Annotated in this window: 19 protein-coding genes; 14 read left to right on the forward strand and 5 right to left on the reverse strand. The window is 61.3% G+C overall.

All coding sequences use genetic code 11. From position 1 onward, the window contains the following. Nucleotides 1–147 precede the first annotated feature (147 nt). The 3 genes from ACILSI_RS00905 to ACILSI_RS00915 all read left to right on the forward strand — a co-directional run bounded on the left by ACILSI_RS00905 (nt 148) and on the right by ACILSI_RS00915 (nt 2,208). Nucleotides 148–486: a hypothetical protein gene (locus tag ACILSI_RS00905; protein WP_395719947.1), complete on the forward strand. Its 339-nt coding sequence runs from the start codon at nt 148–150 to the stop codon at nt 484–486. Further along, the gene (locus ACILSI_RS00910) at nt 483–1,247 is read left to right on the forward strand and encodes a phytanoyl-CoA dioxygenase family protein (protein ID WP_395719948.1); all 765 of its coding nucleotides are present in this window, start codon (nt 483–485) and stop codon (nt 1,245–1,247) included. Before ACILSI_RS00905 ends, ACILSI_RS00910 begins: the two co-directional genes overlap by 4 nt. 85 nt (nt 1,248–1,332) lie before the next feature. Further along, complete coding sequence (locus tag ACILSI_RS00915; RefSeq protein ID WP_395719949.1) at nt 1,333–2,208, forward strand: GH25 family lysozyme; 876 nt, start codon at nt 1,333–1,335, stop codon at nt 2,206–2,208. Here the strand turns inward: ACILSI_RS00915 and ACILSI_RS00920 are convergent. Continuing rightward, nucleotides 2,200–3,111 carry a LysR family transcriptional regulator gene (locus ACILSI_RS00920; protein WP_395719950.1) on the reverse strand — a complete coding sequence of 304 codons (912 nt, stop codon included), beginning with the start codon at nt 3,109–3,111 and terminating at the stop codon, nt 2,200–2,202. The genes ACILSI_RS00915 and ACILSI_RS00920 overlap by 9 nt on opposite strands. Nucleotides 3,112–3,211: 100 nt before the next feature. Between ACILSI_RS00920 and ACILSI_RS00925 the strand changes: the two genes are divergently transcribed. The 8 genes from ACILSI_RS00925 (at nt 3,212) to ACILSI_RS00960 (ending at nt 17,569) form a co-directional block, all read left to right on the forward strand. After that, complete coding sequence (locus ACILSI_RS00925; protein WP_395719951.1) at nt 3,212–3,583, forward strand: hypothetical protein; 372 nt, start codon at nt 3,212–3,214, stop codon at nt 3,581–3,583. Nucleotides 3,584–3,642: 59 nt separating this feature from the next. Continuing rightward, the gene (locus tag ACILSI_RS00930) at nt 3,643–4,242 is read left to right on the forward strand and encodes a pyridoxamine 5'-phosphate oxidase family protein (RefSeq protein ID WP_395719952.1); all 600 of its coding nucleotides are present in this window, start codon (nt 3,643–3,645) and stop codon (nt 4,240–4,242) included. Then, complete coding sequence (locus tag ACILSI_RS00935; RefSeq protein WP_395719953.1) at nt 4,239–4,745, forward strand: HPP family protein; 507 nt, start codon at nt 4,239–4,241, stop codon at nt 4,743–4,745. The genes ACILSI_RS00930 and ACILSI_RS00935 overlap by 4 nt, the downstream gene beginning before the upstream one ends. A gap of 105 nt (nt 4,746–4,850) precedes the next feature. Further along, complete coding sequence (locus tag ACILSI_RS00940) at nt 4,851–7,205, forward strand: alkaline phosphatase D family protein (protein WP_395719954.1); 2,355 nt, start codon at nt 4,851–4,853, stop codon at nt 7,203–7,205. A gap of 61 nt (nt 7,206–7,266) precedes the next feature. Continuing rightward, nucleotides 7,267–9,846, forward strand: coding sequence for a hypothetical protein (locus ACILSI_RS00945; protein WP_395719955.1), 2,580 nt, complete (start codon nt 7,267–7,269; stop codon nt 9,844–9,846). A 52-nt stretch (nt 9,847–9,898) separates the two neighbouring features. Further along, nucleotides 9,899–11,806, forward strand: a complete 1,908-nt coding sequence (locus ACILSI_RS00950) for a sulfatase-like hydrolase/transferase (RefSeq protein WP_395719956.1) — start codon at nt 9,899–9,901, stop codon at nt 11,804–11,806. A 117-nt stretch (nt 11,807–11,923) separates the two neighbouring features. Next, complete coding sequence (locus ACILSI_RS00955; protein WP_395719957.1) at nt 11,924–16,759, forward strand: PVC-type heme-binding CxxCH protein; 4,836 nt, start codon at nt 11,924–11,926, stop codon at nt 16,757–16,759. A gap of 195 nt (nt 16,760–16,954) precedes the next feature. After that, nucleotides 16,955–17,569, forward strand: a complete 615-nt coding sequence (locus ACILSI_RS00960; RefSeq protein ID WP_395719958.1) for a GNAT family N-acetyltransferase — start codon at nt 16,955–16,957, stop codon at nt 17,567–17,569. Between the two features lie 58 nt (nt 17,570–17,627). Here the strand turns inward: ACILSI_RS00960 and ACILSI_RS00965 are convergent, their stop codons facing one another. After that, nucleotides 17,628–18,338: an FKBP-type peptidyl-prolyl cis-trans isomerase gene (locus ACILSI_RS00965; protein ID WP_395719959.1), complete on the reverse strand. Its 711-nt coding sequence runs from the start codon at nt 18,336–18,338 to the stop codon at nt 17,628–17,630. 125 nt (nt 18,339–18,463) lie between these two features. Here ACILSI_RS00965 and ilvC point away from each other — a divergent pair, with 125 nt between their 5' ends. Then, nucleotides 18,464–19,492 (forward strand): ketol-acid reductoisomerase, encoded by a 1,029-nt coding sequence (gene ilvC, locus ACILSI_RS00970; protein ID WP_395719960.1) that lies wholly within the window; start codon nt 18,464–18,466, stop codon nt 19,490–19,492. 87 nt (nt 19,493–19,579) lie between these two features. On the opposite strand, the gene ACILSI_RS00975 is transcribed toward ilvC, so the two are convergent. The 3 genes from ACILSI_RS00975 to ACILSI_RS00985 form a co-directional block, all read right to left on the reverse strand. Further along, a complete protein-coding gene (locus ACILSI_RS00975) occupies nt 19,580–21,175 on the reverse strand; it encodes a sodium:solute symporter (RefSeq protein ID WP_395719961.1) in 1,596 nt (531 codons plus the stop codon). Between the two features lie 99 nt (nt 21,176–21,274). Beyond that, complete coding sequence (locus tag ACILSI_RS00980) at nt 21,275–21,583, reverse strand: hypothetical protein (RefSeq protein ID WP_395719962.1); 309 nt, start codon at nt 21,581–21,583, stop codon at nt 21,275–21,277. Nucleotides 21,584–21,717: 134 nt separating this feature from the next. Then, nucleotides 21,718–23,664 carry an ATP-dependent DNA helicase RecQ gene (locus ACILSI_RS00985; RefSeq protein ID WP_395719963.1) on the reverse strand — a complete coding sequence of 649 codons (1,947 nt, stop codon included), beginning with the start codon at nt 23,662–23,664 and terminating at the stop codon, nt 21,718–21,720. A 69-nt stretch (nt 23,665–23,733) separates the two neighbouring features. On the opposite strand from ACILSI_RS00985, the gene ACILSI_RS00990 reads away from it, so the two are divergent. Both ACILSI_RS00990 and ACILSI_RS00995 read left to right on the forward strand, forming a co-directional pair. Next, nucleotides 23,734–24,459, forward strand: a complete 726-nt coding sequence (locus ACILSI_RS00990) for a DUF1080 domain-containing protein (protein ID WP_395719964.1) — start codon at nt 23,734–23,736, stop codon at nt 24,457–24,459. A 69-nt stretch (nt 24,460–24,528) separates the two neighbouring features. After that, nucleotides 24,529–26,061 carry a sulfatase gene (locus tag ACILSI_RS00995; protein ID WP_395719965.1) on the forward strand — a complete coding sequence of 511 codons (1,533 nt, stop codon included), beginning with the start codon at nt 24,529–24,531 and terminating at the stop codon, nt 26,059–26,061. Nucleotides 26,062–26,067: the final 6 nt, after the last annotated feature.

A 26,067-nucleotide genomic window follows, 5' to 3' on the forward strand; every position in this document is an offset into this window, starting at 1 on the left:
CACGCTTGAGAGCGCCACAAGGTTCCATCATGCGAATCGGCCACCAACAGCACCCAGGCCGCGAAGAAGACTGGCCCCCAAGTTTTGGCCTTTTTAACCCCTCTTTTTCAACAGGCTGCTAAAGCCGGGACTACAGTGCTCGATGGCGTGAATCTGCTCCCGCTGCTCAAAGGCGAGACCGACAAGCTCGCGCCGCGTGAGCTTTACTTTCGCTTTGGCGTGCAGCACGCCGTGCGGCAGGGCGATTGGAAACTCGTGAAGGCTTCCAAGGACATGGAGCCGATGCTTGTGAACCTCTCCACCGATCCCGGCGAGCAACACGACCTTAGTACAGAGAATCCGGCGAAGAAAGCCGATCTCGTCGCCCTCTTTGACAAGTGGAACGCCAGCATGCAGCCCCCGCGTTGGGAGGATCAACGCTGGAATGGTGATCCAGAGCGGAAGACGGACAAAAAGAAGAAAAAGGGCAAAAAGGGTGCTGAATGAGTCGCCAATCAGATTTCGACGCCCTTGGCTTTGCCATCGTGCCAAAGGTGCTTGATCAAGCAGCCTGCGGGGCCTTGCGCGACCTTTTGGGCGATGCGGAGGGCGCTGGCACACGCGGCATGTTGCGGATGCCGGAGGTCGTGCAGCTCGCTGAATCGCTGCTGGCCGATCTGGTGCGCCCGCATCTCCCCGCAAAACCCATTCCTGTGCGTGGCATCTTTTTCGACAAGCGCCCGGAAACGAACTGGCTTGTCGCCTGGCATCAGGATCTCACGCTCGCGCTCAAAGAACGTGTCGAGGTGCCCGGGTTCGGCCCATGGAGCGTGAAAGAAGGTGTGCCGCATGTGCAGCCGCCAGTTGGGCTGCTGGCGCAGATGCTCAGCGTTCGTCTTCACCTGGATGACGCGGATTCGACCAACGGAGCGTTGCGCATCCTACCCGGCAGCCATCGACTGGGCCGATTGAATGCCCAGGCGATTCAAAGCTGCCGCGAAACCCGCGAGGAGGTCTGCTGCGAGGCCAAAGCCGGTGATGCGCTGCTCATGCGCCCGCTCTTGCTGCATGCATCATCACGTTCCACCAGCAAACGCCGCCGCCGTGTGCTGCACATCGAATTCGCAGGCTTTGATCTGCCCGCGCCGCTCGAATGGCACGAAAACCCGGCCCATAGTGGTCCGCACAGTCCTCTGTGCGGCTCTCCGTTATCAGCAAGCGTGACATCATGCCAGAATGCTTTTTTGCCTGCGGAGCCAAAGGCGTAAAGACAACCACACGCCTTACACGCGCCGCACAGAGGACTGTGCGGACCACTTTACGCTCGTGCGGGTGTCGGCTAGTCTCGGCGTGATGAAAAAAAATTTCCTTCCGCTCCTCCTCGCCCTAGCCAGTTGCTCCACACCGCCTGGAAGCACTCCGGGGAGTTTGCCGCCGACTTCGGGAGGCATGCCGCAGATCATCAATGTGTCGGCCTATGATCCAAAGGAGCGGCAGCGGAATGGCGTGGGCTTCTCGGAGCATGATGTCTCGGCATTGCGGGCGAACGGAGCGAGTGGCTTGATCGCCCGTGCGGGCAAGGGCGGGAATCTGGACGAGAAGTGCGCGAGCTTTCTCGCCTCCGCAGATCGCGCGGGGATGCTGCCCGGTGTCTACTACCGCGTGCAGCGGCATGTCGATGCTGTGACGCAGGCGGATCAGATGGTGAACCGTGCGCTTTCGCTAGCCCGTGGCCGCTCGTGGAACGCGCCGTCGCTGCTGCTGTGCGGGGATTTCGATGGTGATCTGCCGCTCTCGGCCATTCTGCGCTTCATGGAACGCGTGGAGAGCCGCACAGGCGTCGTTCCGCTAGCGTATCTGGAAAACAGCACGCAGCTCAAGCAGACGCTCAGCGGCGCGGATGCCGCCACGAAGGAAAAACTGCGCCGCATGCCCTACTGGCTCGCTTTGTATGCGCACGACAGCGGCGCAGGCCCTGTTTATCCCGCGCCGGGCAATCCGAACGGTCTCGTAGATCAATATCGCGTGTGGTCAAACTGGACGATGTGGCAATACGGCGGCGTGGATTGGGAGCATGGCCGCTCACGACCGAAGGTTTACAACCACGGCCGCTATCGCTTCTCGCCCTACTTCGGCAATCTCGACCGCCCTACCGAGCGGAATGTCTTCCATGGCTCGCACGCGGCGCTGTCAGCGTTTTGGCAGCATCACGGGCTGCGGCTACGCTGAGACAACTTTCAGCGCATCCACCAAAGCGCGTGTCGAGATCGAGGCGCGGCCTTTTTGCCAGAGCACGATGAAGTCCCACCGCGCCTCGGCATCGCTCACGCGCACAAAAGTGACGCCAGGATGGGATGACTTGAGAAAGTAGTCAGGCAACAAGGTCACCGCCGACTCGGAGACTACCTGGGAGAGGACGTTTGTGATGCCATCGACAGTGACAGCCATGCGTGGCTTGAAGCCGGCGGTTTTGCAGAGCGCCGTCATCCAACGATTGCGGCCCGGCATCTGATCCTCGTCCACGCCAATGAAGTCACGACCTTTGAGCTGCTTCAGCGTGATGCTCTTTTTAGAGGCAATGACATCATTGCTGGAAACAGCGGCGCACACACCCAGCGAGAGCAGTTTGAGGCTGTGAAACTCCTTCGCGGCCACCACGCCTTCCTGGCCGATGAGCGCGACATCGAGTTCTCCGCCGCGCAGACCGTCGATCTGCTCGCGTGGTGACATGTCATGCAGCTTGAGCCTCAAATCGGGCTGCGCTTTGCGGAGTCGCGTCAGAGCTGGCGTGAGCACGGATGGCGCGGCCGAGGCGAGATAGCCCACGCGCAGTTCGGACCGCTCACCACGAGCCTGACGACGCAGATCCGCGAGGGCAACGTCGTAGCGGGTGAGCAGCGGACTCATCGTCTGCACCAGAGCATGACCGAGGCCCGTGGCCTTCACGCCGCTCGTCTCACGCTCCAGCAGCCTGCCACCGATCTCGTTTTCCAAAGCCTGCATCTGGCGGCTGAGAGCAGGCTGGGTGATGCGCAGCCTCAGGGCGGCGCGGTTGACGCTGCCTTCCTCGATCACGGTGAGCAGAGCCCGGATGCGTTCGATCATGCCGACGAGGCTATGCACATCCGGCATATCCGCAACGACGAAGCGGCATTACCCGGCCATGAGTGCGCGGCTCAGGATGGGCGCGTCGGCAATCACGTCGGCACGAACAACACACACACCATCCAAAATGAAAACCGCCATCCTCATCATCAGTGATCCCAAAGCAGGCGAAGAATCCCTCGCACGCGTTTTCAACGGACTCGCCGTGGCCGCCGAAGGCAAACAGGCTGGCGACGAAGTCGAAGTCAGCTTCATCGGCACCGGCACACGCTGGCCGGCGGAGCTGTCGAAGGTCACGAGTCCTGTCAACGGACTCTACAACGCTGTGCGCGATCTCGTCGTCGGCGCTTCCTGCGCCTGCGCCGCCGTCTTTGGTGCCAGCGAAGGCTTGAAAGCCTGCGGCATCGAAGAGAAGAAAGAAAACTTTCTCACCGGCACGCTAGGTCTGCTGAGCCTGCGTCGTTACCAGACGGAAGGCTGGCAAATCCTGATCTTCTGAGCCCATCCAACCCGCTCCTGGCAGCACGGCGCTGCCGGGGGCCCATTCCACTCAACACCATGGCTCACCAGTTTCTCGACCTTGCATTCACGCCTCAGGTGCTTGCTGCCCAGCAGCACTACTTTGGACGGTCACAGGTGCTGCCACCCGCTCCTGGTGATGACCCACTCGGGCCGGACGAGACGGCTTTCATCGAGTCTCGTGACAGCTTTTATCTCAGCAGCGTCAGTGAGACAGGCTGGCCGTATGTCCAGCATCGAGGAGGCCCGGCGGGCTTTGTGAAAGTCATCTCCCCCGGCGAACTGGTCTTCGCCGACTACAAAGGCAACCGCCAGATGCTCACCACGGGCAACGTCGTCGGCAATGATCGTGTCTGTCTTTTCATGATGGACTATCCACGCCGTCAGCGTCTCAAGCTCCTCGGTCATGTCGAAGTGCTGGATGCTCGTGATCATCCCGATCTTGTTCAGCAAGTCACCACACCGGACCTGGCTAAAATCACGGAACGCCTTTTTCGCATTCGCATCGTCGCCTTTGACTGGAACTGTCCCAAATACATCACCCCACGCTTCACCGCCGCCGAGGTGAACGATGCTGTTGCGCCGCTGAAGGCCCGCATTGCTGAGCTCGAATCCCAGCTCACACTGCAAACACCATGAACTTCCTCACCAAACTTCGCGGCGACTCCGCCGCCCTTCCTCCGCGTGCTCCGGGCAAAGCCGTCGTGCTTGCCTTTGCCGGCGGCTATCTCGCCATCGCGGTCATCGCGTTGCTGGCGCAGAGTTTGCACGTCGCACTCGTACTGGGATCGTTCGGTGCGAGCTGCGTGCTCGTCTTTGGCTATCCTGATGTGCCCTTCAGCCAGCCGAGGAATGTCGTGCTCGGGCATTTGTTCAGTACCCTCATCGGTCTCACGTTTGTGCATCTGTGCGGTCCGCATTGGTGGAGCGTGGCGCTGGCGGTCGGCAGTGCCATCGCGGTGATGATGCTGACCCGCACCGTGCATCCGCCAGCCGGCTCGAATCCGGTGATCGTGTTTCTCATGCTGCCGGGGTGGAGCTTCGCCCTGTTCCCCACACTTACCGGTGCGGTGATCCTCGTCCTCGTGGCGTTGCTCTTCCACAACCTCACGCGTGAGGCCCGCTGGCCGAAGTATTGGTGATCACACTGGCGAGCATGGAACGCCAGGGCTTTCTCCGTAGCTTCGATTGCCAATCGAGTCCACATCGGCTGAAAACCATCCGCTTGTCCGGCGTTCCCATGGCGCATGACCAACCAATTCACCCGTCGCCACAGTCTCAAGCTCATCACCGCCGGAACATTTGCAGGCATCGCGGGTAGCGAGCATGCCGGAGCGCAAACGCCCGTCTCGAAGCCTGTTTCGGATGCCTGGGCGCGGACGCATGATCGCGTGTGGCTCGGTGGTGAGTTTTGGGCGAATCCGATGGAGGACTGGCGTGTGAGCGAGGGCGGCGCGGAGTGCCTGAACGTCGGCCCCGGTCGCAGCGTGCATTCGCTGACGCATCAGATCACGCAAAACGGAGCATTCACGATGTCCGTGACGCCGACGCGGCTCGAAGTGCTCAAAAACGACGGCGGCGCGGGTTTCCGCATCGGTGTGCGCAGCGAGATCAACGAGCACCGCAGCAACTGCTTCATACAGCGCGGCCTCAATGCTGGCTGGCTGGGTGATCAGCTCGTGCTCGGGCCGAAGACGGTCGCGCTCAAAGATGGCGCGGCATTAAAACAAGTCCGCCTCACGCTCAAAGGATTGCCACAAGGCGAGAAGTGCGTTTTGACACTCACGGCGGCGGATGCGGAATCGGGTGCGGAACTCGCAACGCTGGCACATGAGGTAGCGGCGGATCAAATTCTCGGCAATGTCTCGCTCGCGAACAACTTCGCTGCCGGAGCAGTCGGTGCCGCGAAGAAGGGCAAGGGCAAAGGAGTGGCGACAGGCGGTGGACGGTATCGGTTTCAAAACTGGACACTGGAAGGCGTGGCTTTCACCATCTCACCGCAGCAGAAGTTTGGCCCAATTCTTTGGTCCATGTACTCGCTGAGCGATTCACGCACGAAAGACGGCTTTGTGATGAAGATCAGTGCCCTGACTGGGCCGCTCGGTGCGCAGGATAATCACGAGGTTGAGCTGCATATCGAAAAAGACGGCGCGTGGAAATCTCTCGGCACGGCGAAGCTCGATCCCGACGCGTGGGTGGCGACGTTTCGTGTTCCTAACTGGGATGAGAAGAAGGCCGCGCCCTACAAGCTCGTGTATCGCGAGAAGCACAAGGACGGCAGCGAGACGTCCAACGAATGGAGCGGCACCATCAAGGCCAATCCCGAAGGCCGTCCGCTGCGCATGGCCGCACTGACCTGCCAGAATGATTATGGCTTCCCCTACGCGCCGGTGGCCGAAAACGTGCGCAAGCTCGACCCCGACCTCGTCTTTTTCTCCGGCGACCAGATTTACGAAAACCACGGCGGCTTCGGCATCATTCGTGAACCGGCACAGCCTGCGATCCTGAATTACCTGCGCAAATTTTACCAGCACGGCTGGGCTTTCCGCGAAGTCATGCGCAACGCGCCCACACTTTGCCTGCCTGACGACCATGACGTCTTCCAGGGCAACATCTGGGGCGAGGGCGGCAAGAAGATGGACGTGGGAGACACCGGTGCCTCCTCGAAGGGCGGTTACATCGAGCCGGCGCGCATGGTGAACGTGGTCCACAAAACCAACGTCGCGCATCATCCCGATGCGTTTGATCCCAAGCCGGTGCTCCAGGACATCAGCGTGTATTATGGCGACATGGTCTATGGCGGCGTCAGCTTTGCCATCCTCGCCGACCGTCAGTGGAAAAGCGGCCCCGAGCGTGTCGATACCGGCGGCGGTGGTCGTGCCGATCATGTGCCAGACGCGAACTTCGACACCGCCACACTCGACAAACCCGGCCTCATCCTGCTCGGCGAGCGTCAGGAGGCTTTTTTGAAGCAATGGGCGCAAGACTGGCGCGGGCACAAGCTCAAGGCCGTGCTCAGCCAGACCGTCTTTGCCAACGTGGCCACACATCACGGTGGTCCCGATGGTTATCTCAAAGCCGATCTCGACTCCGGTGGCTGGCCTCAGACGCCACGAAATCGCGCCATCGAGCTGATGCGCCCCGCCATGGCCCTGCACATCAATGGCGACCAGCATCTCACCACGCTGGTGCAATACGGCGTGGAGAAGCAGCGCGACGCGAACTGGTCCTTCTGCACACCGGCGATCTCCGCCGGTTATCCGCGCTGGTGGCGGCCAGATGAGCTCAAAATGCCGCACACGAACCGCCCGAAGCATGGGCTGCCGGACACGGGCGAGTTCATCGAAGGTCTTGGCAACAAGGCTTACGTCTATGCCGTCGGCAATCCCGTGGTCGGTCAAGCACCGAACCGCTATGAGAAGGCGCACGAGAAAGGCAGCGGCTTTGGCTTCATCACCTTCGACACGGAGAAGAAGACCTACTTCATCGAGTCCTTCCGCTTCCTCATCGACGCCACGGATGGCAAAGCCTCGAACCAATTCCCCGGCTGGCCGGTGACGATCCAGCAGGCAGAGAACCGAGGCGAGAACGTGCTCGGCTGATTTTGTAGCTTCGGTTGGCAACCGAAGCCGAACTTCTCCAATCGAATCTACCTTTCCAACCATGCGCCTCGTCATCACCACGCTTCTGCTTTTTTCCTGTGCTTTTCTCAGCGCTCAAGAGACGCCAAAGAAGGGCAAAGGCAAAGCCAAGGCTGCTGCTGCGCGTCAGCCGCAGTTTCAGGTGCCGCTCTCCCAGCATCTGATCTCCAGAGATGCCGCGCTGCATCGTGACTTCCCGGATTTCGTCATCGCGAAGAATCTGAGCCTGTGGGCGACTTACATCGAGCACGATGGCAAGGCGGACACGCTGCATCTCGCCACACGCGAGGCAGGTGCTTGGAAACCCGTGGCGGCGCTGTCGAAGCCCGGCGTGATTCATCAACCGGCCATCGTGGCCGATGGCGCGGGTGTTTGGTGTTTTTGGGGGCAGGTGAATGAGAAAGATGTCATGACGTTGCGGGCGCGACGCTTTGCGGATGGCAAAGGGGAGGATGAGATCGAACTCGCTTCCGCAGCCGGCGCGGGCAGCACGTTTGTGGATGCGAGCAGCGACGCATCTGGTCGTGTGTGGGTGACGTGGCAGGAGGTGCGGCCTGGAGCCTCGCAAATCTGGGCGCGGCACTGGAGCGCGGAGAAAAAGATGTGGTCAGAGGCCATTCGTGTCTCCACGAACCAAGAAGGTGGCAACTGGGAGCCGCGTCTCGCCTTCAGCGACACCGAAGGCGCGTGGATCGTCTATGACTCGTCCGCTGGGAGTGAGTTCAACCTGCGCCTCGCGCGTGTGATGCTCGACGGCCGTGTGGAGGACAAGGTGCTGGTGCAAACCCCCGATTACGAAGCACGTGCCAGCATCGCGGCGGATGGTAATGGCGGTCTGTGGATCGCCGCCGAGCGCGGAAGGCAGCAGTGGGGGCTGGATTCACGTGGACATGAAAATGACATCGGACTCAACGCACAAAAACGTCTGCTGCTCGGCCGCTACGACATCGCCAGCGGTCAGTTCACCGAGGTGCCCGTGCCACACAACGGACGCCCCACGCCTGCGCCTGATCCCAGCCCCGGTTTTGCCGTGAACGTGCCCTCCGTGGCCTTGCGTGAGGATGGTCAGGTGTGGCTGAGTTACCGCTATTTCGCGAATGCCTTCTGGCGTGCCGCTGTCACGCGTTACGATCCGAAAACGAAGCGCTGGGCCGAGCCTGCGGCGCTGCCAGACAGCACGATGGGGCAGGATCGGCATCAAGAACTGCATGTCGGGCCGAAAGGCGGCGTCTGGATCACCTGGGCCACCGACAAACGCACCACCAAGGCCAGTGGCATCGCGGAGATTCACTCGGCCTTGATCCAACACGACGCCGCATGGCCGCTCATGCCCGAGGAGCCGGAGGCCGCCATCGCACGCGCGGCGGAACCGGAGCCGTATTTCAACGAACCCACGCCGCCGCGCCCGCTCACGGAGCATCACACCTGGAAGATCGGCGGAAAGACGTATCGCCTCGTGTGGGGAGATCTGCATCGTCACACCGACATCTCGAACTGCCGCACCGGCTTCGACGGCTGCATCGTGGAGCATTACCGCTACGCCTACGACCTCGCCGGTCTCGATTTCCTCGGCACTTCCGACCACACGGACATCGGCAAGATTTACTCGCCTTACGAATGGTGGCACACACAGCGGCAGGTGGACGCGTTTCACGCGCCCGGCAGTTTCGCCTCGCTCTACGCGTATGAGCGCGAGCAGACTTTCCCCTGGGGACACCGGAACATCGTCTTCGCCAAGCGCGGAGGGCCGATTGTGTACATCCAGCGGCAAAATTACCGCCAGTCGCAGTGGCAGGAGTCATTGCCGATCGCGCCCGGTATTGGAGAGATTCTACCGACCGAGCTGTGGGATGTTTTGAAGCGCTACAACCAGTCCGTCGCCCTCATCAGCCACACCGGCGCCACGGGCATGGGCACGGACTGGACGAAGTATGCGCAAGGCATCGACAACACCTATGAAAACACCGTCGAGATCTTCCAGGGCGCGCGTGTGAGCTACGAAGGCCTCGGTGCGCCGCAGCCCAGCGTCGGCCTGCGGAAAACAGAAAACTACACGCCGCACAAACTCGCCGGTGACGAGCATCCCAAGCCGCCCGGTGTCATCACTGACTTTGACGCCGGATTCCCGAAACAGCCCGGCTACAACAACGGCGTGTATCAAAAGGCGCTCGAAACCGGCCACAAGCTCAGCGTCTTCGCCTCGAGCGACCACATCGCCACTCACACCTCGTTTGGCGGCGTGTATGTCGAAGACTTCACTCGCGAGGGCATCATCGCCGGCTTCAAAGCCCGCCGCACCTGCGCCGCCACGGACAAGATCTTCGTCGAGCTCAGCAGCGGCGATCATTTGATGGGCGAGGTCATTGAAACGAGCGACAAACCCGCGCTCTCTTTCAAGATCGAAGGCACCGCGCCGGTGAAACGCCTCACCCTCGTGCGAAACGAGCAGGATCATCACGTCATCGAGCCGAATGCGAAGTCCGTGAGCCAAACCTGGACCGACAGCGCACCGCTGAAGGGCGAAAACCGCTACTATCTCCGCATTGAGCAGACCGACGGCAACATGGCCTGGTCTTCGCCGCTTTGGATCACGGTGAAGTAGCGAGCGTTCTTGATTGAAGGATTGGCGCGTCCGCCCTCGTTCCAGACGCCCCATGAAGCTCCTGAGCATCGTCCTTTCGTCACTCTGCATTCTGCATTCGTCATTTTCAGCTGAGAAGCCGAACATCCTCTGGCTCACCAGCGAGGATCATGGACCGCACATGGGCTGCTACGGCGACATGTATGCCACCACACCGAACGTTGATGCGCTGGCGGCGAAGGGGATGCTGTTCAAGCACGCGTGGTCAAACGGCCCGGTGTGCGCCGCTGCACGCACGACGATCATCGCCGGGATGTACCCGCCTTCGACCGGTGGCGAGCACATGCGCAGCATGACGCAGATGCCGAAGGGCACGAAGATGTATCCGCAGTTCCTGCGCGAGGCCGGTTACTACTGCACGAACAACAGCAAGGAAGACTACAACCTCGCCAAGCCCGAAGGCGTGTGGGACGAATCGAACGGCAAGGCGCATTGGAAGGCCCGCAAGGACGGCCAGCCCTTCTTCGCCATCTTCAACGAGACCTGCAGCCACGAAAGCCAGCTTCGCAAACGCCCACATGTGGCGATTCATGATCCCGCCAAGGTTCGCGTGCCTGCGTATCATCCCGACACGCCAGAAGTCCGCCAAGATTGGGCACAGTATTATGATCAAGTCACGCTGGCCGATGCCTCTGCTGGCAAACGTCTCAAGGAACTCGAAGAGGCCGGTCTCGCCGCCGACACCATCATCTTCTACTACGCCGACCACGGCAGCGGCATGCCACGCAACAAGCGCTGGCCCTGCAACTCCGGCCTCCAGGTGCCGATGGTCGTGTATTTCCCGCCAAACTGGAAACACCTCGCGCCAAAGGAATACGGCGCTGGCGTGAAGTCCGACCGCCTCGTGAGCTTCGTCGATCTCGCGCCCACGCTGCTCAGCATCATCGGCGTGCAGCCGCCGGAGTGGATGCAGGGCCACGCCTTCGCAGGGAAGTTCCAAACTGAGCCGCAGCCGTTCATCTTCGGCTTCCGCGGCCGCATGGACGAGCGCTACGACTGCGTGCGCAGCGTCACCGACGGCCGCTTCGTCTATGTGCGCAATTACATGCCGCATCTCTCGCAGGCGCAGCATGTGGCCTACCAGTTTGAGACGCCCACCACCCGCGTCTGGCGCAAGGCCTTCGATGAAGGTAAGACCACGCCGGAGCAGTCGATCTTCTGGAAGGAACCGAAGGCTCCCGAGGAGCTCTACGACCTGCAAAGCGACCGCGACGAGGTCCACAACCTCGCCAATTCGCCCGAGCACGCCGAAACGCTCGCCAAGATGCGTGCGGCGCAGGAAAACCTCGCACTGACCATCCGCGATGTCGGTCTGCTGCCCGAAGGCGAGATGCATCAGCGCTCCGAAGGCACCACGCCCTACGACATGGGCCACGATGACAAGCTCTATCCAGTCGCGCGCCTCCTGAAGGCCGCCGGAACCGCCTCGTCGCTGAAGATGGATGCCATGGGCGACCTCAAGGCAGGATTTGGCGACTCCGACAACGCAATTCGTTACTGGAGCACGATCGGCGTGCTCATGCGCGGCAAGGACGGGCTCGCCGCCGCGCACGACGAGATGCTGAAAGCCGCCTCCGACAGCTCGACCTACGTCCAAGTCGTCGCCAACTGGTCGCTCGCCAATTACGGCAGCGATGCCGACCGCGCCGCCGCTTTACCGAAGCTCGTGAATCTCGCGAACTGGAGCCAACACGATGTGTTCACCACGATGAGCGCCCTCAACGCCATCGGCGACCTCGGCGACAAGGCGAAAGCCATCGCCGAAGAGCTCAAGAAGCTCCCCGCCAAAGGCGAATCGCCCGACGGCCGCTTCGCCGGCTACACCGCGCGTCTTCTCGCCGATCTGACCGGCAGCAAGCCCGCCTTTGAAGACGCCAGCGAGCCGCAGCCCAAGAAAAAGGGCAAAGGGAAGAAAAAGTGAGCGCCTGACGAGGCGGAGACGGGTTTTGCCGCGGGATGTGCATTCCCGATAGTGCTGCGTGCAAAAACGCCCCTCCCATCAGGCGTTCCTTTCGCGTAGCATCCTCGCTTTCCGACCATGAAACGCCTCCTCCTCTGCCTGCTGGCTTCGTCATTCGCCATTCCTCATTCGTCATTCGCGGCGGAGCCGCTGCGCGTCTTCATCCGCGCTGGCAAAAAATCTCACGGCCCCGGCGCGCATGATTTCCCGCAGTTTTTGAAGGAATGGGTGCCGCTGCTCAATGAACGCGGCGCGAAGGCCGATGGCTCGCTCGAGTTTCCGACGAAGGAGCAGCTCGACAAGACGGACGTGCTCATCCTGCACGCGCAGGAGGCCGGAAACATCAAGATCGGCGAGGAGCGGAAGAATTTGCTCGAGTTCATCGCCCGCGGCGGCGGCATCGTGACGATTCACGCGGGTGCGGTCTCGCGCGATCCGGCGTGGTTCAAGTCGGTCGTCGGCGGTTCGTGGAATCATGAGCGGCCCACAAAGTGGCTCGAAGGCCCGATGCATCTCTACTTCACCGATAAGGAGAACCCGATCACCAAGGACATGTCGAACTTCGCCATGGACGACGAGATCTACTACGACATGGACCTCCTGCCGGAGTGCCGCATCCTCGCCGGAGCCTACACGCCGAAACCGCAGGGCACGCGCAACGAAAAGGCGAACAAACGCGCCGAGGAGATCACCAAGGGTGGCAAGGTCGTCAGCATCTACGACATCCAGCCGCAGGTGTGGACCTATGAAAAGGACGCCTACCGCTCCTTTGTCTGCATTCCCGGCCACTATCACAAGAATTTCAGCCATCCCACGCTGCGCGCGCTGCTCCTGCGCGGCATTGCCTGGGCCGGCAAGCGTGAAAACGCGGACGAACTCTGCAAGCCGGAGGAACTCGGTGACAACCTCCGCTACGTCGAAGGCGGCCCCACGCATCCCAGCAAGTCCGCGGAGAAAATCGAGGTGCATCCCGACTTCGATCTCTCGCTCGTCGCCGCCGAGCCGCTCATCAACAAGGTCATGAACATCGACTGGGATGAAAAAGGCCGCCTCTGGGTCTGCGAGACGCCCGAGTATCCGAACGGCCGCCGCGAGCTGAACGTGGAGAAGTGGAAGGACAGTGGCTCCTGGACAAAAAAATACGACCGCGATCCCACCGACCGCATTTCCTGGCTCGAGGATACGAATGGCGACGGCGTGATGGACAAGAAGCACGTCTTTGCCGACAAGCTCGAACTCGTCACCAGCTTCGTGTTTTACAAAAACGGCGTCATCGCCTGCGCAGCTCCTGACATCTGGAATCTCCAGGACACCGACGGTGACGGCGTCGCGGACAAGCGCGAGAAGCTCTACACGAATCTCGGCACCGGTGACACGCATGCGGTGATCAATAACATGCGCTGGGGTCTCGATGGCTGGATTTACTCCACGCACGGCTACAGCGGCGGCAATGTCACCGCGGTGAACGCGCCGAACAAACCGGCGGTCGGTATCGGCAGCGGAGTCATTCGTTTCAAACCCGACGGCACCGAGATCGAGCAGTATGCCTCACGCGGCGGCAACACCTGGGGCCTCGACGTCACCTCCGACGGCCAGGTGTTCTTCACGCAGCCCACCAGCGGCACCGTGTTCTTCCACGTCGTGCTGCCGGAGTATGTGCTGGCCAAAGGCAAAATCCCCGGCACCACGAGCTGGAAAGGCATGATCAGCGGCCAGAAGACCTTCCCGGCCATGTCGTGGCCGGAGCAGGCCTATGTGCAGATCGACCAGGTCGGCAATTTCACCGCCGCCGCCGGTTGCGCCATCTATGAAGGCGGCGCGTGGCCCGCGAAGTGGAACTACAGCTACTTCACTACCGAACCGACGCTCAACATCGTGCATCATCAGTTCGTCGAGAAAGACGGCGTCAGTTACAAAACAAACAAAGAGCACGGCCGCGAGGAAACCGAGTTCATGCGCAGCAAGGACCTGTGGTTCCGCCCGATCGAAAACCGCGTCGGCCCCGATGGCGCGCTGTATGTCGTCGATTTCTACAATCAGGCAGTCATTCACAACGACACGCGTGGCCCGATCCACGGCCCGGCCAATGCCGCCGTGCGTCCTGACCGCGACCACTACTTTGGCCGCGTATGGAAAGTGCAGCACAAGCAGGCGAAGCCCGTCGCAGGCAGTTTTTATCACCACAGTGCCGACTCGAAGGGTACGATGGGTAGCTCCGCATTGCGCACCTTTGAATCAAAGGCCGACGCGCTCGCCACGTTCAAATCCGCGCAGGATGACTGGACGCGCTCGGCGGTGATCGCAGCCGCAGTTGATCACGCTGACGACACGATCGCTAAGGCCCTCAAAGCACCGGAAGGCGTGGAAGGGCTCGTCGCGGCCCTGCTGCCCTCCGCGAAGTCCGCCGACAAACTCATCACCGCCGCCGCCGAAGCTGGAACCAACGCTGACGCTCTGAAAATCGCGATTCTCAAAGGCATCGCGCAGCAAGGCGGCGAGTCGCCATCTCTCACGCCCGCGCTCACCGATTCGCTGAAGAAACTGCTCGCGAATGCCAGCACCGCCGGCGCGGCGCTGCCGCTCGTGGCGAAGTGGGACAAAGCCGGCGCACTGGCGGATGAGGTGAAGGCGCAAATCGCCAATCTCAGCGCCAAACTCACCAACAACGCCACCGCCGTGGGTGAACGCATCAGCGCCGCACGTGCGCTCATCGGCGTCGGCAGCGCGGACGCGCGTGCGACGGTCGTGGCGACCCTGGTCGAGGCAAATTCGCCCGAGGCTCTGCAATCCGAAATCATCAACGCGCTCGGCGACAGCGGCAGCGTGACCGAACTCGTCGCTTCGATGGGCAAACTGCAGCCCAAGGCGCTCGGACTGGCCTTTGATGCCGTTTTGAAGCGTCCTGAGGCCACACTCGCGCTGCTCGCCAGCATCGCGGACGGCAAGATTGAGCCCAAAATCCTCGGCCCAGGCAACATCGCGCGTCTGCGCACGCATCCGAACAAGAACGTCGCCAAACAGGCCAATGCGATGATGGACAAGCTCAATCCCGGCACGAAGGCGAAGAACGAAATCATCGCCAAACTCACGCCCGAGGTCGAAAAGCCCGGCAATCTGGCCAACGGCAAGGCCATGTTCACAGCCGCCTGCGCTGTGTGCCATAAGTTGGGCGACATCGGCAAGGACGTGGCCCCGCCGCTCGTCGGCATGGGCGCACACGGACCGGCAGAGCTGCTCGTGCACATCGTGGACCCGAACCGCGAGGTCGATCCGAGCTTCTGGGCCTGGAACGTCACCAAAAAGAACGGCGACGTGCATGTCGGCGTCATCACCAGCGAAAACGCCGCCAGCATCAACCTGCGCAATCAGGGCGGCGACGTGGAGATCAAGAAGAGCGACATCGCCACGCGTGAAAACACCCGCCGCAGCCTCATGCCGGAAGGTCTCGACGCGCTCGGCCCCGAGGTGCTGCGCGACATCCTCGCCTTCATCTGCGGCAGCGGCGACCAGAAGTATCGCGTGATCGACCTGCGCGCCGCCTACAACGCCGACAGCCGCGTCGGCATCTTCCGCGGCGAGGAGTTCAAGGACGAAACCGTCACGTTGCACAAGTTTGGCAACGTCACCGTGCATGGCGTGCCCTTCTTCATCATGGACCCTGAAAAATCGCAGACTGGCGCCAGCATCATCGCGCTCAAAGGCGGCGGCAAAGGCACCGTGGCCGACAATTTCCCCGCGCGGGTCGAAATCGCCACCAATGCCACCGCGGCCAGCCTCCACATGCTCGGCGGCGTCGCCGGCTGGGCCTGGCCCTACGGCGGTGAAGGCGTGATCGGCAACCCGGCGATGACCGTGCACGTCGAATACGCCGACGGCGACAAAGAAGCCATCGTGCTGAAGAACGGCGAGCATTTCGCCGACTACATCGGACGCGCCGAAGTGCCGCTGAGTGATGACGCGGGCGATTTCACGCGCCGCGGCCAGTTGCGCTATCTCGCCTTCAATTTGAAGAAGAAAGCGCAGCTCAAAAAGCTCACGCTCGAAACCAGCGGCAGCATCATCGCGCCCTGCACCGTCGCCATCACCGCCAGCACGGAAAAAGCCGCGGTTAAGAGTGATGCGGGCACTCCTGCCCGCAAAGGCAGGGCTCCCAATGCGGGCAAGAGTGCCCGCACCACTCCCGAAACCGGCCCCAAAGAAGGCGGCAAGGGCGATGGCCCGCTCGTTCCTGCCGCGCCCGTGCAATGGGAAGCCGGTAAAACGCGCATCCTTGTCATCGGCGGCGGTTCCTCGCACAACTTCAAAGACTTCTTCGGCAAAACCGATGTCGCCACGCTCAAAGCCGCCGGCTTCACCGTCCACTACACCGAAGACCGCGACCAAGCCGCTGCCGAGCTTGCAAACGCCGACGCCGCCATCATCAGCGTGAACCGCAAATTCTTCGACACCGCCGCCTATCGCAAAGCGCTCTTCGAATTCGCCGCCGCAGGCAAAGGCATCGTCATGCTGCATCCCGGCACTTGGTATGGCTTCGGCGGCTGGCCCGAGCTCAACGCCCAAATCGTCGGCGGCGGCGCCCGCGGCCACGACAAGATCCATCCCTTCGATGTGAAAGCCCTCAAAGCCGACCATCCCGTCATGAAAGACGTCCCCGCCAGCTTCACCGTCGAAGACGAGCTCTACTACGTGAACGCCGAGCCCGACAAAATCCCCGAAGGCACCGCCCCCATCGAAGTCCTCGCCGAGACCAGCAACAGCGACAAATACCAAAAGCCGCACCCGAGCGTCTGGATCACGAAACACCCGAAAGCCAAAATCGTCGGCATCGCCCTCGGCCACGATGCCCGCGTGCATGACCTGGAGCCTTACAAAAAGCTCATCATTAACGCGGCGAAGTGGTCGAGCGGAAAGTGATGTCGAAGATCGGAGCGCGAGTATGGCGCAGCCTACTCGCCATGCTTTCCCAACGCGGCGAAGTCCATAAAGCCGCCTTACCGCCACTCCACCCCGCAGGAAATTCAGGCGAGTGGTCTGCGACACACTCGCGCTCCATATTTTCTTCCCAATTCAAGGCTTGCCGCAGGGCGGGATCGCAGACAGCGGTGGGGCATGACGTTTGATTCGACCCGCAAGTGGCAGATGAGCCTGGAAGACGGCACTCCCTTGGTGGTTCGCAGCATCCGACCGGAGGACCGGAACCTGATCGCTGAGGCGTTTCGTCGGCTGTCGCCGGAGGCGAGCTACTTTCGCTTTTGGATGCGGGTGAGGGAGCTGAACCCACGTTTGATCGAAAGCCTATGCACGCCGGATCAAAAAGATCATGTGGCCTGGATGGCGATGCATCAGACGCGCGACGACATCCCCGGTGTGGGCGGGGCGTCGTTCTGGCGTTTGAAGGAGGAGCCGGAAGCGGCGGAAGTTTCCTTCAGCGTTGCGGACGAGTTTCAAGGACGCGGTGTCGCCACGCTGCTGCTGGCGATGATCTGGGAGCACGCGCTGAGCCTGGGCATCAGGCGTTTCGTCGGGCATGTGCTGCATGAGAACATCGCCATGCGCGCCTGGTGGGACGCGCTGGGCGCAACCGAGCAGGAGGCGCCGCGCCACTGGCTGAGCACGCTGATTTTGGACGAGTCGCTTTTGCAGGACAATCACACCGGCAACTGCCTGCGCGCACGACTGGCGCAGGTGCGGGCGTGGATGAGCGGAAGCGCCACAGCGCTGTAAAAATAAAAAGGGCGGGAGATGACTCCCGCCCTTCGGCATTCAAGAGGTTCGTGACCGATTACTTCACGATGCCAATCAACTCGACGTCGAAGATCAGCGCCTCGTTCGGGCCGATGTCGCCACCGGCGCCCTGCTCGCCGTAGGCAAGCTGGGAAGGAATGTAGATACGCCACTTCGAGCCGACGGGCATGAGCTGCAGCGCCTCGGTCCAGCCTTTGATGACTTCCTGCACGCCGAAGGTGATGGGCTGGCCGCGCTCGACGGAGCTGTCGAAAACCTTGCCGCTGATGAGCGTGCCGTGGTAGTGAACGTTCACTTTGTCGGTGGCGACGGGCTTGGGTCCGTCACCGGCCTTGAGGACTTCGTACTGAAGACCGCTGGCGGTGGTGGTGATGCCTTTCTTCGCGCCGTTCTCGGCCAGGAATTTGTCTCCCACGGCCTTGGAGGCCTGGCCACGCATGGCTTCTTTTTCGCGCATGCTGTTTTCAAAAGCCTGCATGGCGGCCATGAGCTCCTCCTGGGTGAATTTGGGCTTCTCGCCGCCGAGGCCGGACTTGATGCCCTCAACCAAGGCGGTGACGTCGATGGCGATGCCCTGGCCTTTGAATTGCTCGCCGAAATTACGGCCGATGAAGTAGCTGACTTTGTCCATGGGTACGGTGGTGGGGGCGGCAGAAGCTGCGGCCGGCTGTGCGGGTTTGGTTTCCTGGGCTTGGGTGGCGGTGACAGCCGCAAGCGCGGCGCAGAGCAGAGCAATGGTGGGTTTCATAAGAGCGCGAAGCCTAAGCGCCGGGCTTGATCCGGTCAAACAAAGCGTGCTTCGGGCGGGAAAAAGCCGTTTGACCCCGTCCCCCGCTTGAACCACTATCGCCGCCCTTCTAAACCAGAACTTATATGCCCGCGAAAATCTACACTGAAAAAGACGCCAGCCTTGCACCGCTCAAAGGCAAGACCTGCGCTGTGATCGGCTTCGGCTCCCAAGGCCACGCCCACGCCCTGAACCTCAAGGAGAGCGGCGTCAAAGTCATCATCGGCCTCTACGCTGGCTCCAAGAGCCGCGCCGTGGCTGAAGAGAAGGGCCTCAAGGTCATGGACACCGCCGATGCGGTCAAGGCGGCCGACGTCATCTTCGTCGCCGTGCCGGACACGAAGATTGGTGGCGTGTACAAGAAGGACATCGCCCCCAACCTCACCAAGGGCAAAACGCTCCTCTTCTCCCACGGCTTCGCCATTCTCTACAAGACCGTCGTCCCGCCAAAGGATGTGAACGTGATCATGGTGGCCCCGAAAGGCCCGGGCCACATCGTCCGCCGTCAGTACACCGAAGGCAAGGGCGTGCCCGCCCTCATCGCCATCCATCAGAACGCTGACAAGCAGGCCAAGAAGATCGCTCTTGCCTGGGCGCACGGCATCGGCGGCACCCGCGGTGGTGTCATCGAGACCACCTTCAAGGAAGAAACTGAAACCGATCTCTTCGGCGAGCAGACCGTGCTTTGCGGCGGCGCCAGCGCCCTCGTCCAGGCCGGCTTTGAAGTTCTCACCGAGGCTGGTTACAGCCCTGAGATGGCTTACTTCGAGTGCTTGCACGAATTGAAGCTCATCGTCGATCTGATGAACGAGTCTGGCATCGCCGGCATGCGTTTCTCCATCTCCGAAACCGCCAAGTGGGGCGACGTCAAAGTCGGACCGAAGATCATCGACGCCAGCGTCAAGAAGCGCATGAAAGCCGCGCTCAAAGACATCCAGACCGGCAAATTCGCCAAGGAATGGATCAAGGAGACCGAAACCGGCTACAAGAACTTCAACAAGCTGCTCAAGGCAGGTGAGAAGCACCCGATCGAGAAGACCGGTGCCCGCCTCCGCAGCCTGATGCCGTGGATCAAGAAGCGCGACATCAAGGGCCAGCAGGCCAGCTACTCTTAATGGGCTGACGCTGTTAAGGCGTGGTCAAAGAGCCAAGAAAGTCAAAGCAGAGCGCGGATCGGTGACGATCCGCGCTTTTTTGTGCCCTCACGCCTTGGCGTGCGTCTCGTCGATGGCGCGTGCCGAGGCCTGGCGTGAGTCGGGTGTCTTGAACAAGATCGCGACGCCGATGGTGACGAAGGTGCCGAGCGTGATGCGCCAGGGGAAGGACAACACGAAAGGCTCCTTGATGCCCACTGCGTTCTGGATGCCGAGCACGTTGCTGAGGAACAGTACGGCCACGATGCCGCAGACCATGGCGATGATGTTGCCTGTGTCGCAGCCGCGTGTCTTGGTGAGCACCGCGAGCAGGAACACACCGAGCAGTGACCCGAACGTGAAGCCGAGAATGCCCAGCACGAGCGGCAGGATTTCGACTTTCGGATTGTGCGCCATGAACCAGGCCGTCCAGATGCCGACCACGATGATGAGGAAGGCGAAAAATACCGTGCTCCAGCGCAGAACGGCGATGCGCTTCGAATCTGGCGCGTCCGCAGGCAGTCTTGGCAGGATGAAATCGCGCGACAGGCTGGTGGCGAGCGCATTGAGCGCGGTGCTGAGCGATCCCATCGCCGTGGCGAGGATGCCGGCTGTGACGAGGCCGCGCATGCCTGCGGGCATCTCATTCATGATGAAGAAGGGAAAGACCTCGCGGCTTTCCACCGGCAGCGCCGCGTTCGGATGCGCCAGGTAGTAGGCCTTCAGCAGCACGCCGATGAGGATGAAGGCCGAAACGATCGGCAGATCGACGATGCCGGAGAGAATCGTCGCAAAGGCGCTCTGGCGGCGGTTTTTCGCCGTGAGCATGCGCTGCACGGTGTCCTGGTCGATGCCGTGCGTGCTCATGGTCACAAAGGTGCTGCCGATGATCGCGGCCCAGATCGTGTACTCGCTGGTGAAGACATTCTTGACCCAGGCCCATGCGCCTGTTTCAGCAGGCTTCGCAAAATCGAAGAACACGGGTTCCTTGATCACATCGGCCACCGCGCCCCAGCCGCCGGGGATCTTCATCAGGAGGTAGGGAATCGTGAAGCCGAGCGAGGCCACCAGCACGCCCACTTGGATGAAATCCGTCCAGATCACTGCCCGGATGCCGCCCACCGAGGTGTAGAGCGCCGTCAGCAGCGTGACGACCACCACCGCTCCAGCATACAGCCAAAATTTCGTGTTCGCATCCACCGCGCCGCCCTGCCACATCGCCACGGCCAGCACGAGGATGATGGCGGAGACATAGAGCCGTGTGCCCATCGCCAGCACACGGGTGAACATGAAGGTGATGGATGCAAACTTCCGCGTCACCGGCCCGAACCGTGTCTCCAGGAACTCATAAAGCGAGATGACGCCGTGCCGGTAAAAGATCGGGATGAACAAAAAGCTCACGATGATGCGTGCCAGCACCGTGCCGATGGCGAATTGCGCATAGCTCCAGTTTTGCCGGCTGTAGCCGGACTCCGGCGCGCCGAGAAACGTCGCTGCGCTGATTTCCGCCGCCAGAATGGACGCCAGCACCGCCCACCAGGCGATTTGGCGGTCTCCGAGCGTGAAACCCTCCACACTGCCGCTCTTGCTGCGCTGCGACAGACCAATGCCGATGATCAGGGCGAAGTAACCGAGGATGACGAGCGCGTCGAGGAGGTAGGGCATGGCGTTTGTGGCACGAAGTCTCGCCGCAAAGCACCATGCCCGTCAAGCACCCAGGCTAGCGATGGCGCTCTCCGCCTGGGCCACGATCCGGCCTCAAGATCACGACTTGGTCAGATTTTTCGTCTCCAGCCTCGGAAGCGCGCGCACAATCACACGCTCCTGCACCGAGGTGCCACTGGGAGATACCACGGTGACTTCCTCCAGCACTCTGCCGACATCCTTGTTCGTGAGCGGACGGTTGATCAGCCTCCGGGTCATCACGGTGGAGTTTCCCAACGTCTGGGTGGTGACCGTGCCTTGGGGAGTGGGTGACGCCAAAGTCACCACGGACGACGGGGTCTGCGGCGCAGAGCACTGGGTCAAAAGCAAGGCCGAGAAACAGATGAGAAGTGCGGGGGTCTTTTTCATGGGTTGGAATGCGTCATACAGACATGAGGTTGGATGACTGAGCGCCCAAGACGTTCAAAACATTCATTCTCAAAGACTTCACCCGACTCACCGAGGAATTTTCGCAGCGCCATCATGGTGCCAAAACATAGGCTTCAGGCGAGCATGGACTCCGTCTGCGCCAGCACATCGCCAAAGGGAATGCGATCCAGCAAACCAAAGCTGGGATGCCTGCCGAGGCGTTCGCGGCTGGCGGCCGGGCTGGTGAGGCCGCAGAGGAAACGCGCGAGCTGGCGTGACGACCTGAGCGCGGCCTTGCGTTCCGCGATGACATCGCGAATCGCGGCGACGTGCTCGACGGTGATGGGCGGGGCAGGGGATTGCGGGATTTCGCGCGGGGTGTCATCGGTGCTGCCCTTTTCGCGCTCTTTGCAGCTCGTGCAGGTGCCGCAGTTGGTTTCCATTGTCTCTCCGAAGTAATTCAAGAGCCAGCGCGTGAGGCAGCCGCGATGCTGGGCGAAGCTCAGGACTTCTCGCAAACGCGAGACATCACGTTGTTCACGCTCGGCGAAGAGCATTTGCATCTTTTTCGTGATTTCCTTCGGATCGCGACGGTGCGCGTCTTCGGCGAGGCGATACTTCTGCCGACTGCCGCTGGGCTTGAGCTCGATGTCGCCGCTTTCCTGAAGCCAGGTGAGCGCTTTGAGCACACGGTCGCGTGGTTCGTTGAGTTCGGTGGCGGCTTCGTCGGGATTCAATGTGATCCACTTAGTGCCACGCTTGCCGCATTGGAACAGACTGCGCAAAAAGGCCTGCCGCTCGGGTTTGTGGCCCGAAAGGATGCGCTGTTCGGGCTGGATGAAGCGGAATTGATAGCTGGCGTAAAACGAACCGAGCGGACGCAAGATGCCATCGAGTTCGAGGTTCGTGATGACCGTTTCGATGACGAGCGGACGAATGTCCGTGGCATGAGAAAGATCGTACATCGAGATGTCGAACTCGCCGCCTTGCAGCAGGAGATGATCGAGAAGCTGGCGAATGGCCTGTGGTGTCGGTGTGTCGCCAAAGGTGAAATTTTCGAGCACGATGCAGTCGTCGGCGCAGGCGAGCATCTCGCAGACCGATGTTTTGCCATCGCGACCGGCACGGCCGGTTTCCTGCGAGTAGTTTTCGAGCGTCTTCGGCAGGTTGTAGTGATACACAGCGCGGATGTCTGCCTTGTCGATGCCCATGCCGAAGGCGATGGTAGCGACGATGACATCCGTCTGCCCGTTCATGAACGCATCTTGCGCGGCATAACGATGTTCATCAGGCAAACCGGCGTGGTAGGCCAGAGCGTTCACGCCACTCTTCTGCAAATGCGTGGCGACGTGCTCCGCCGTGTTTTGCAGCGTCACATAGACGATAGAGGGCACCTTGCGCTTGAGCAGCAGCTTCGTCAGCACCGGCAGGCGCTGCTGCGCGGTGCAGGGCGTGATGCGAAAATGCAGATTCGGCCGCAAGAACGAGGTCTGCACATGATCTGCCTGCTCGATGTTGAATGCGCGTCGAATATCCGCTGCGACCGATGGCGTGGCGGTGGCCGTGAGCGCGAGCACGGGCTTAATGCCGAGTTCCTTTGCCACCAGCGCGAGGCGCAGGTATTCCGGGCGGAAGTTGTGACCCCACTCGGAGATGCAGTGCGCTTCATCGACCGCCATCATCGAAATGCGCAGACGCTTGAGCCGATCGACGAAGTTTTCATTCATGAGCCGCTCCGGGGCGATGTAGAGCAGCTTCAGCGTGCCGTTGCGCATGTCCTCAAAGACCTGCGCTGCTTCATCCGCCGATAGCGATGAATCCAGTCGCGCTGCGGCAATGCCGCGTGCCCGCAGCGCCTGCACCTGGTCCTTCATCAATGCGATCAACGGCGAGATCACGAGCGTAACGCCGTCCATGAGCAGCGCAGGCAGTTGATAGCAGAGCGATTTGCCCGCACTCGTCGGGAAGAGCGCCAGCGCACTGCGCCCGGCCAACAGCGCCTCCATCACCTGCTCCTGCCCGGCACGAAAAGCCTTGTGGCCGAAGTACTGTTTGAGTGCGGCGTGGAGATCATGAGGCATGCGGCACTCATGGCACATTCAGGCTTCTGCCTGCAATGCAAACCTCACCGGGTTCGTTCTCTTGTGACCATGAAGACAACCTTGCTCTCCCTCCTTGCCCTGTCTGCCGCCGCTTTCGCCGCTGATGATGGCTTCACGCCGTTGTTCAATGGCCAAGACTTCGCGAACTGGGTCGTGCCCGAGGGCGACAACGGCCACTGGAAGGTGATCGACGGAGTCATTGATTACGACGCGTGCAGCGAGGCTCCCGGGAAGGACAAGAATCTGTGGACCGCGAAGGAATACGGCGATTTCACACTCAAGATCGACTGGCGGCTCAAACAGACCACCGGTCTCTACGACATGCCGGTCGTGTTACCCGACGGCACGCACAAGCTCGATGAAAACGGTAAGGAGATCAAAATCCCCACGCCGAACGCCGACTCCGGCATCTACCTGCGCGGCGTGGGCAAATCACAGATCAACATCTGGTGCTGGCCGATCGGTTCCGGCGAAGTCTATGGCTACCGCATGGACAAAACGATGCCGCCCGAAGTGCGTGCCGGTGTGACACCGAAAGTGAAGGCCGACAAGCCCGTGGGCGAGTGGAACACCTTCGAGATCACGATGAAGTGCGACCGTCTCACGGTCGTGCTCAACGGCCAGACGGTGATCGCAAACGCGCAACTCCCCGGCGTTCCTGAAAAAGGCAAGCTCGGCCTCCAGCATCACGGCGGCAAGAACGCGAAGACCGGCGAGCTTTCAGCGGCCTCCAGCCTGATTCAGTTCCGCAACATCTCGATCAAGGAGCTGTAGCCGGCAAAGAACAGGAAAAGACGAATGAATGGGTCCGTGCGCCCGTTCCCACGCACCGTTTTTCACGCCATGAAGTCTCTTGCCTGCCTCGCCCTGATTTTCTCTGTCCTTTGCCCTGCGCTCAGCGCCGCGGACAAGCCGAACATCCTGTTCATCGCCATCGACGATCAAAACGACTGGATCGGCCACCTCGGCGGGCATCCGATGGCGAAGACACCGAACATCGACAGGCTGGCGGCACGCGGCACGACGTTTCTCAACGCGCACTGCAACATGCCGCTGTGCAATCCTTCACGCACGAGCCTGCTGCTGGGCCTGCGGCCCACCACGACAGGCATTTACGGCCTCTCACCATGGTTCCGCACGCTGCCAGAATGGAAGGACCGTGTGACACTGCCGAAGCATTTTGAGAACAACGGCTACCGCACGGCAGCGACCGGCAAAATCTACCATGGTGGTACTGGTGGAGGAGGAGGCGCAGGCAAAGGCAAGGGGAAGAACAAAGCCGCCGCGAACGCACCGAAGTCCGAGCCTGAGTTTCAGATCACCGCTCCGTTGGGCGGCGTCGGCACGAAACCACCGCAGAAGCTCATCCCACCGGCCCCGATGGGCGACCACCCCGCGATGGACTGGGGCGTGTGGCCCAAAGACAATGACGACACAGGCAAGGGCGATTACCAAGTCGCTTCATGGACCGTCGAGCAGATCAAGTCCGCACCCAAAGACCAACCCTTCTTCATTGCCGCCGGTTTCTTCCTGCCGCATGTGCCGTGCTACGCGACGCAGAAGTGGTTTGACCTGTATCCCGATGACGACAGTGTGCTGCCGAAGATCATCGAGAACGACCGCGAGGACACGCCGCGCTTCTCCTGGTATCTGCACTGGAGCCTGCCGGAGCCGCGCCTGAAGTGGATCAAGGAGAACAACCAATGGCGTAACCTCGTCCGCAGCTACCTTGCCTGCACCAGCTTCGTCGATGCGCAGATCGGCCGCCTCTTGACCGCGCTGGATGAGGCGGGAGTCGCTGACAACACCATCGTCGTGCTTTGGGGTGACCACGGCTGGCATCTCGGTGAAAAGGAGATCACCGGCAAAAACACGCTGTGGGATCGCGGCACGAAGGTTCCGCTCATCTTTGCCGGCCCCGGTGTAAAAGGCGGCCAGCGCTGCATGCAGCCCGCTGAGCTGCTCGACATCTACCCCACGCTCATTGAACTCGCCGGCGTGCCTGCCCGCAGCGACCTGGAGGGCCTCAGCCTTTTGGCGCAACTCAAAGACGCCGCCACGAAACGCGAGCGCCCGGCCATCACCAGCCACAATCAGGGCAACCACGGCATCCGCAGTGAAAAATGGCGCTACATTCACTACGCCGACGGCTCGGAGGAGCTCTACGACATGGTCAACGACCCAAACGAATGGCACAACGTGGCTGCCAAGCCCGAGAATGCCGCCATCATCGCCGAACACAAAAAATGGCTGCCAAAGATCGACGTGCCCCCCGCACCGAACAGCGCCAGCCGCGTCCTCACTTACGACAAGGCCACCGACGAGGCCGTGTGGGAAGGCAAGACCGTGAAGCGAGGCGATCCGATCCCGCAGTGAGTCTGC

The sequence above is a fragment of the Prosthecobacter sp. genome, from assembly GCF_044232965.1.
Taxonomy (GTDB): domain Bacteria; phylum Verrucomicrobiota; class Verrucomicrobiia; order Verrucomicrobiales; family Verrucomicrobiaceae; genus Prosthecobacter.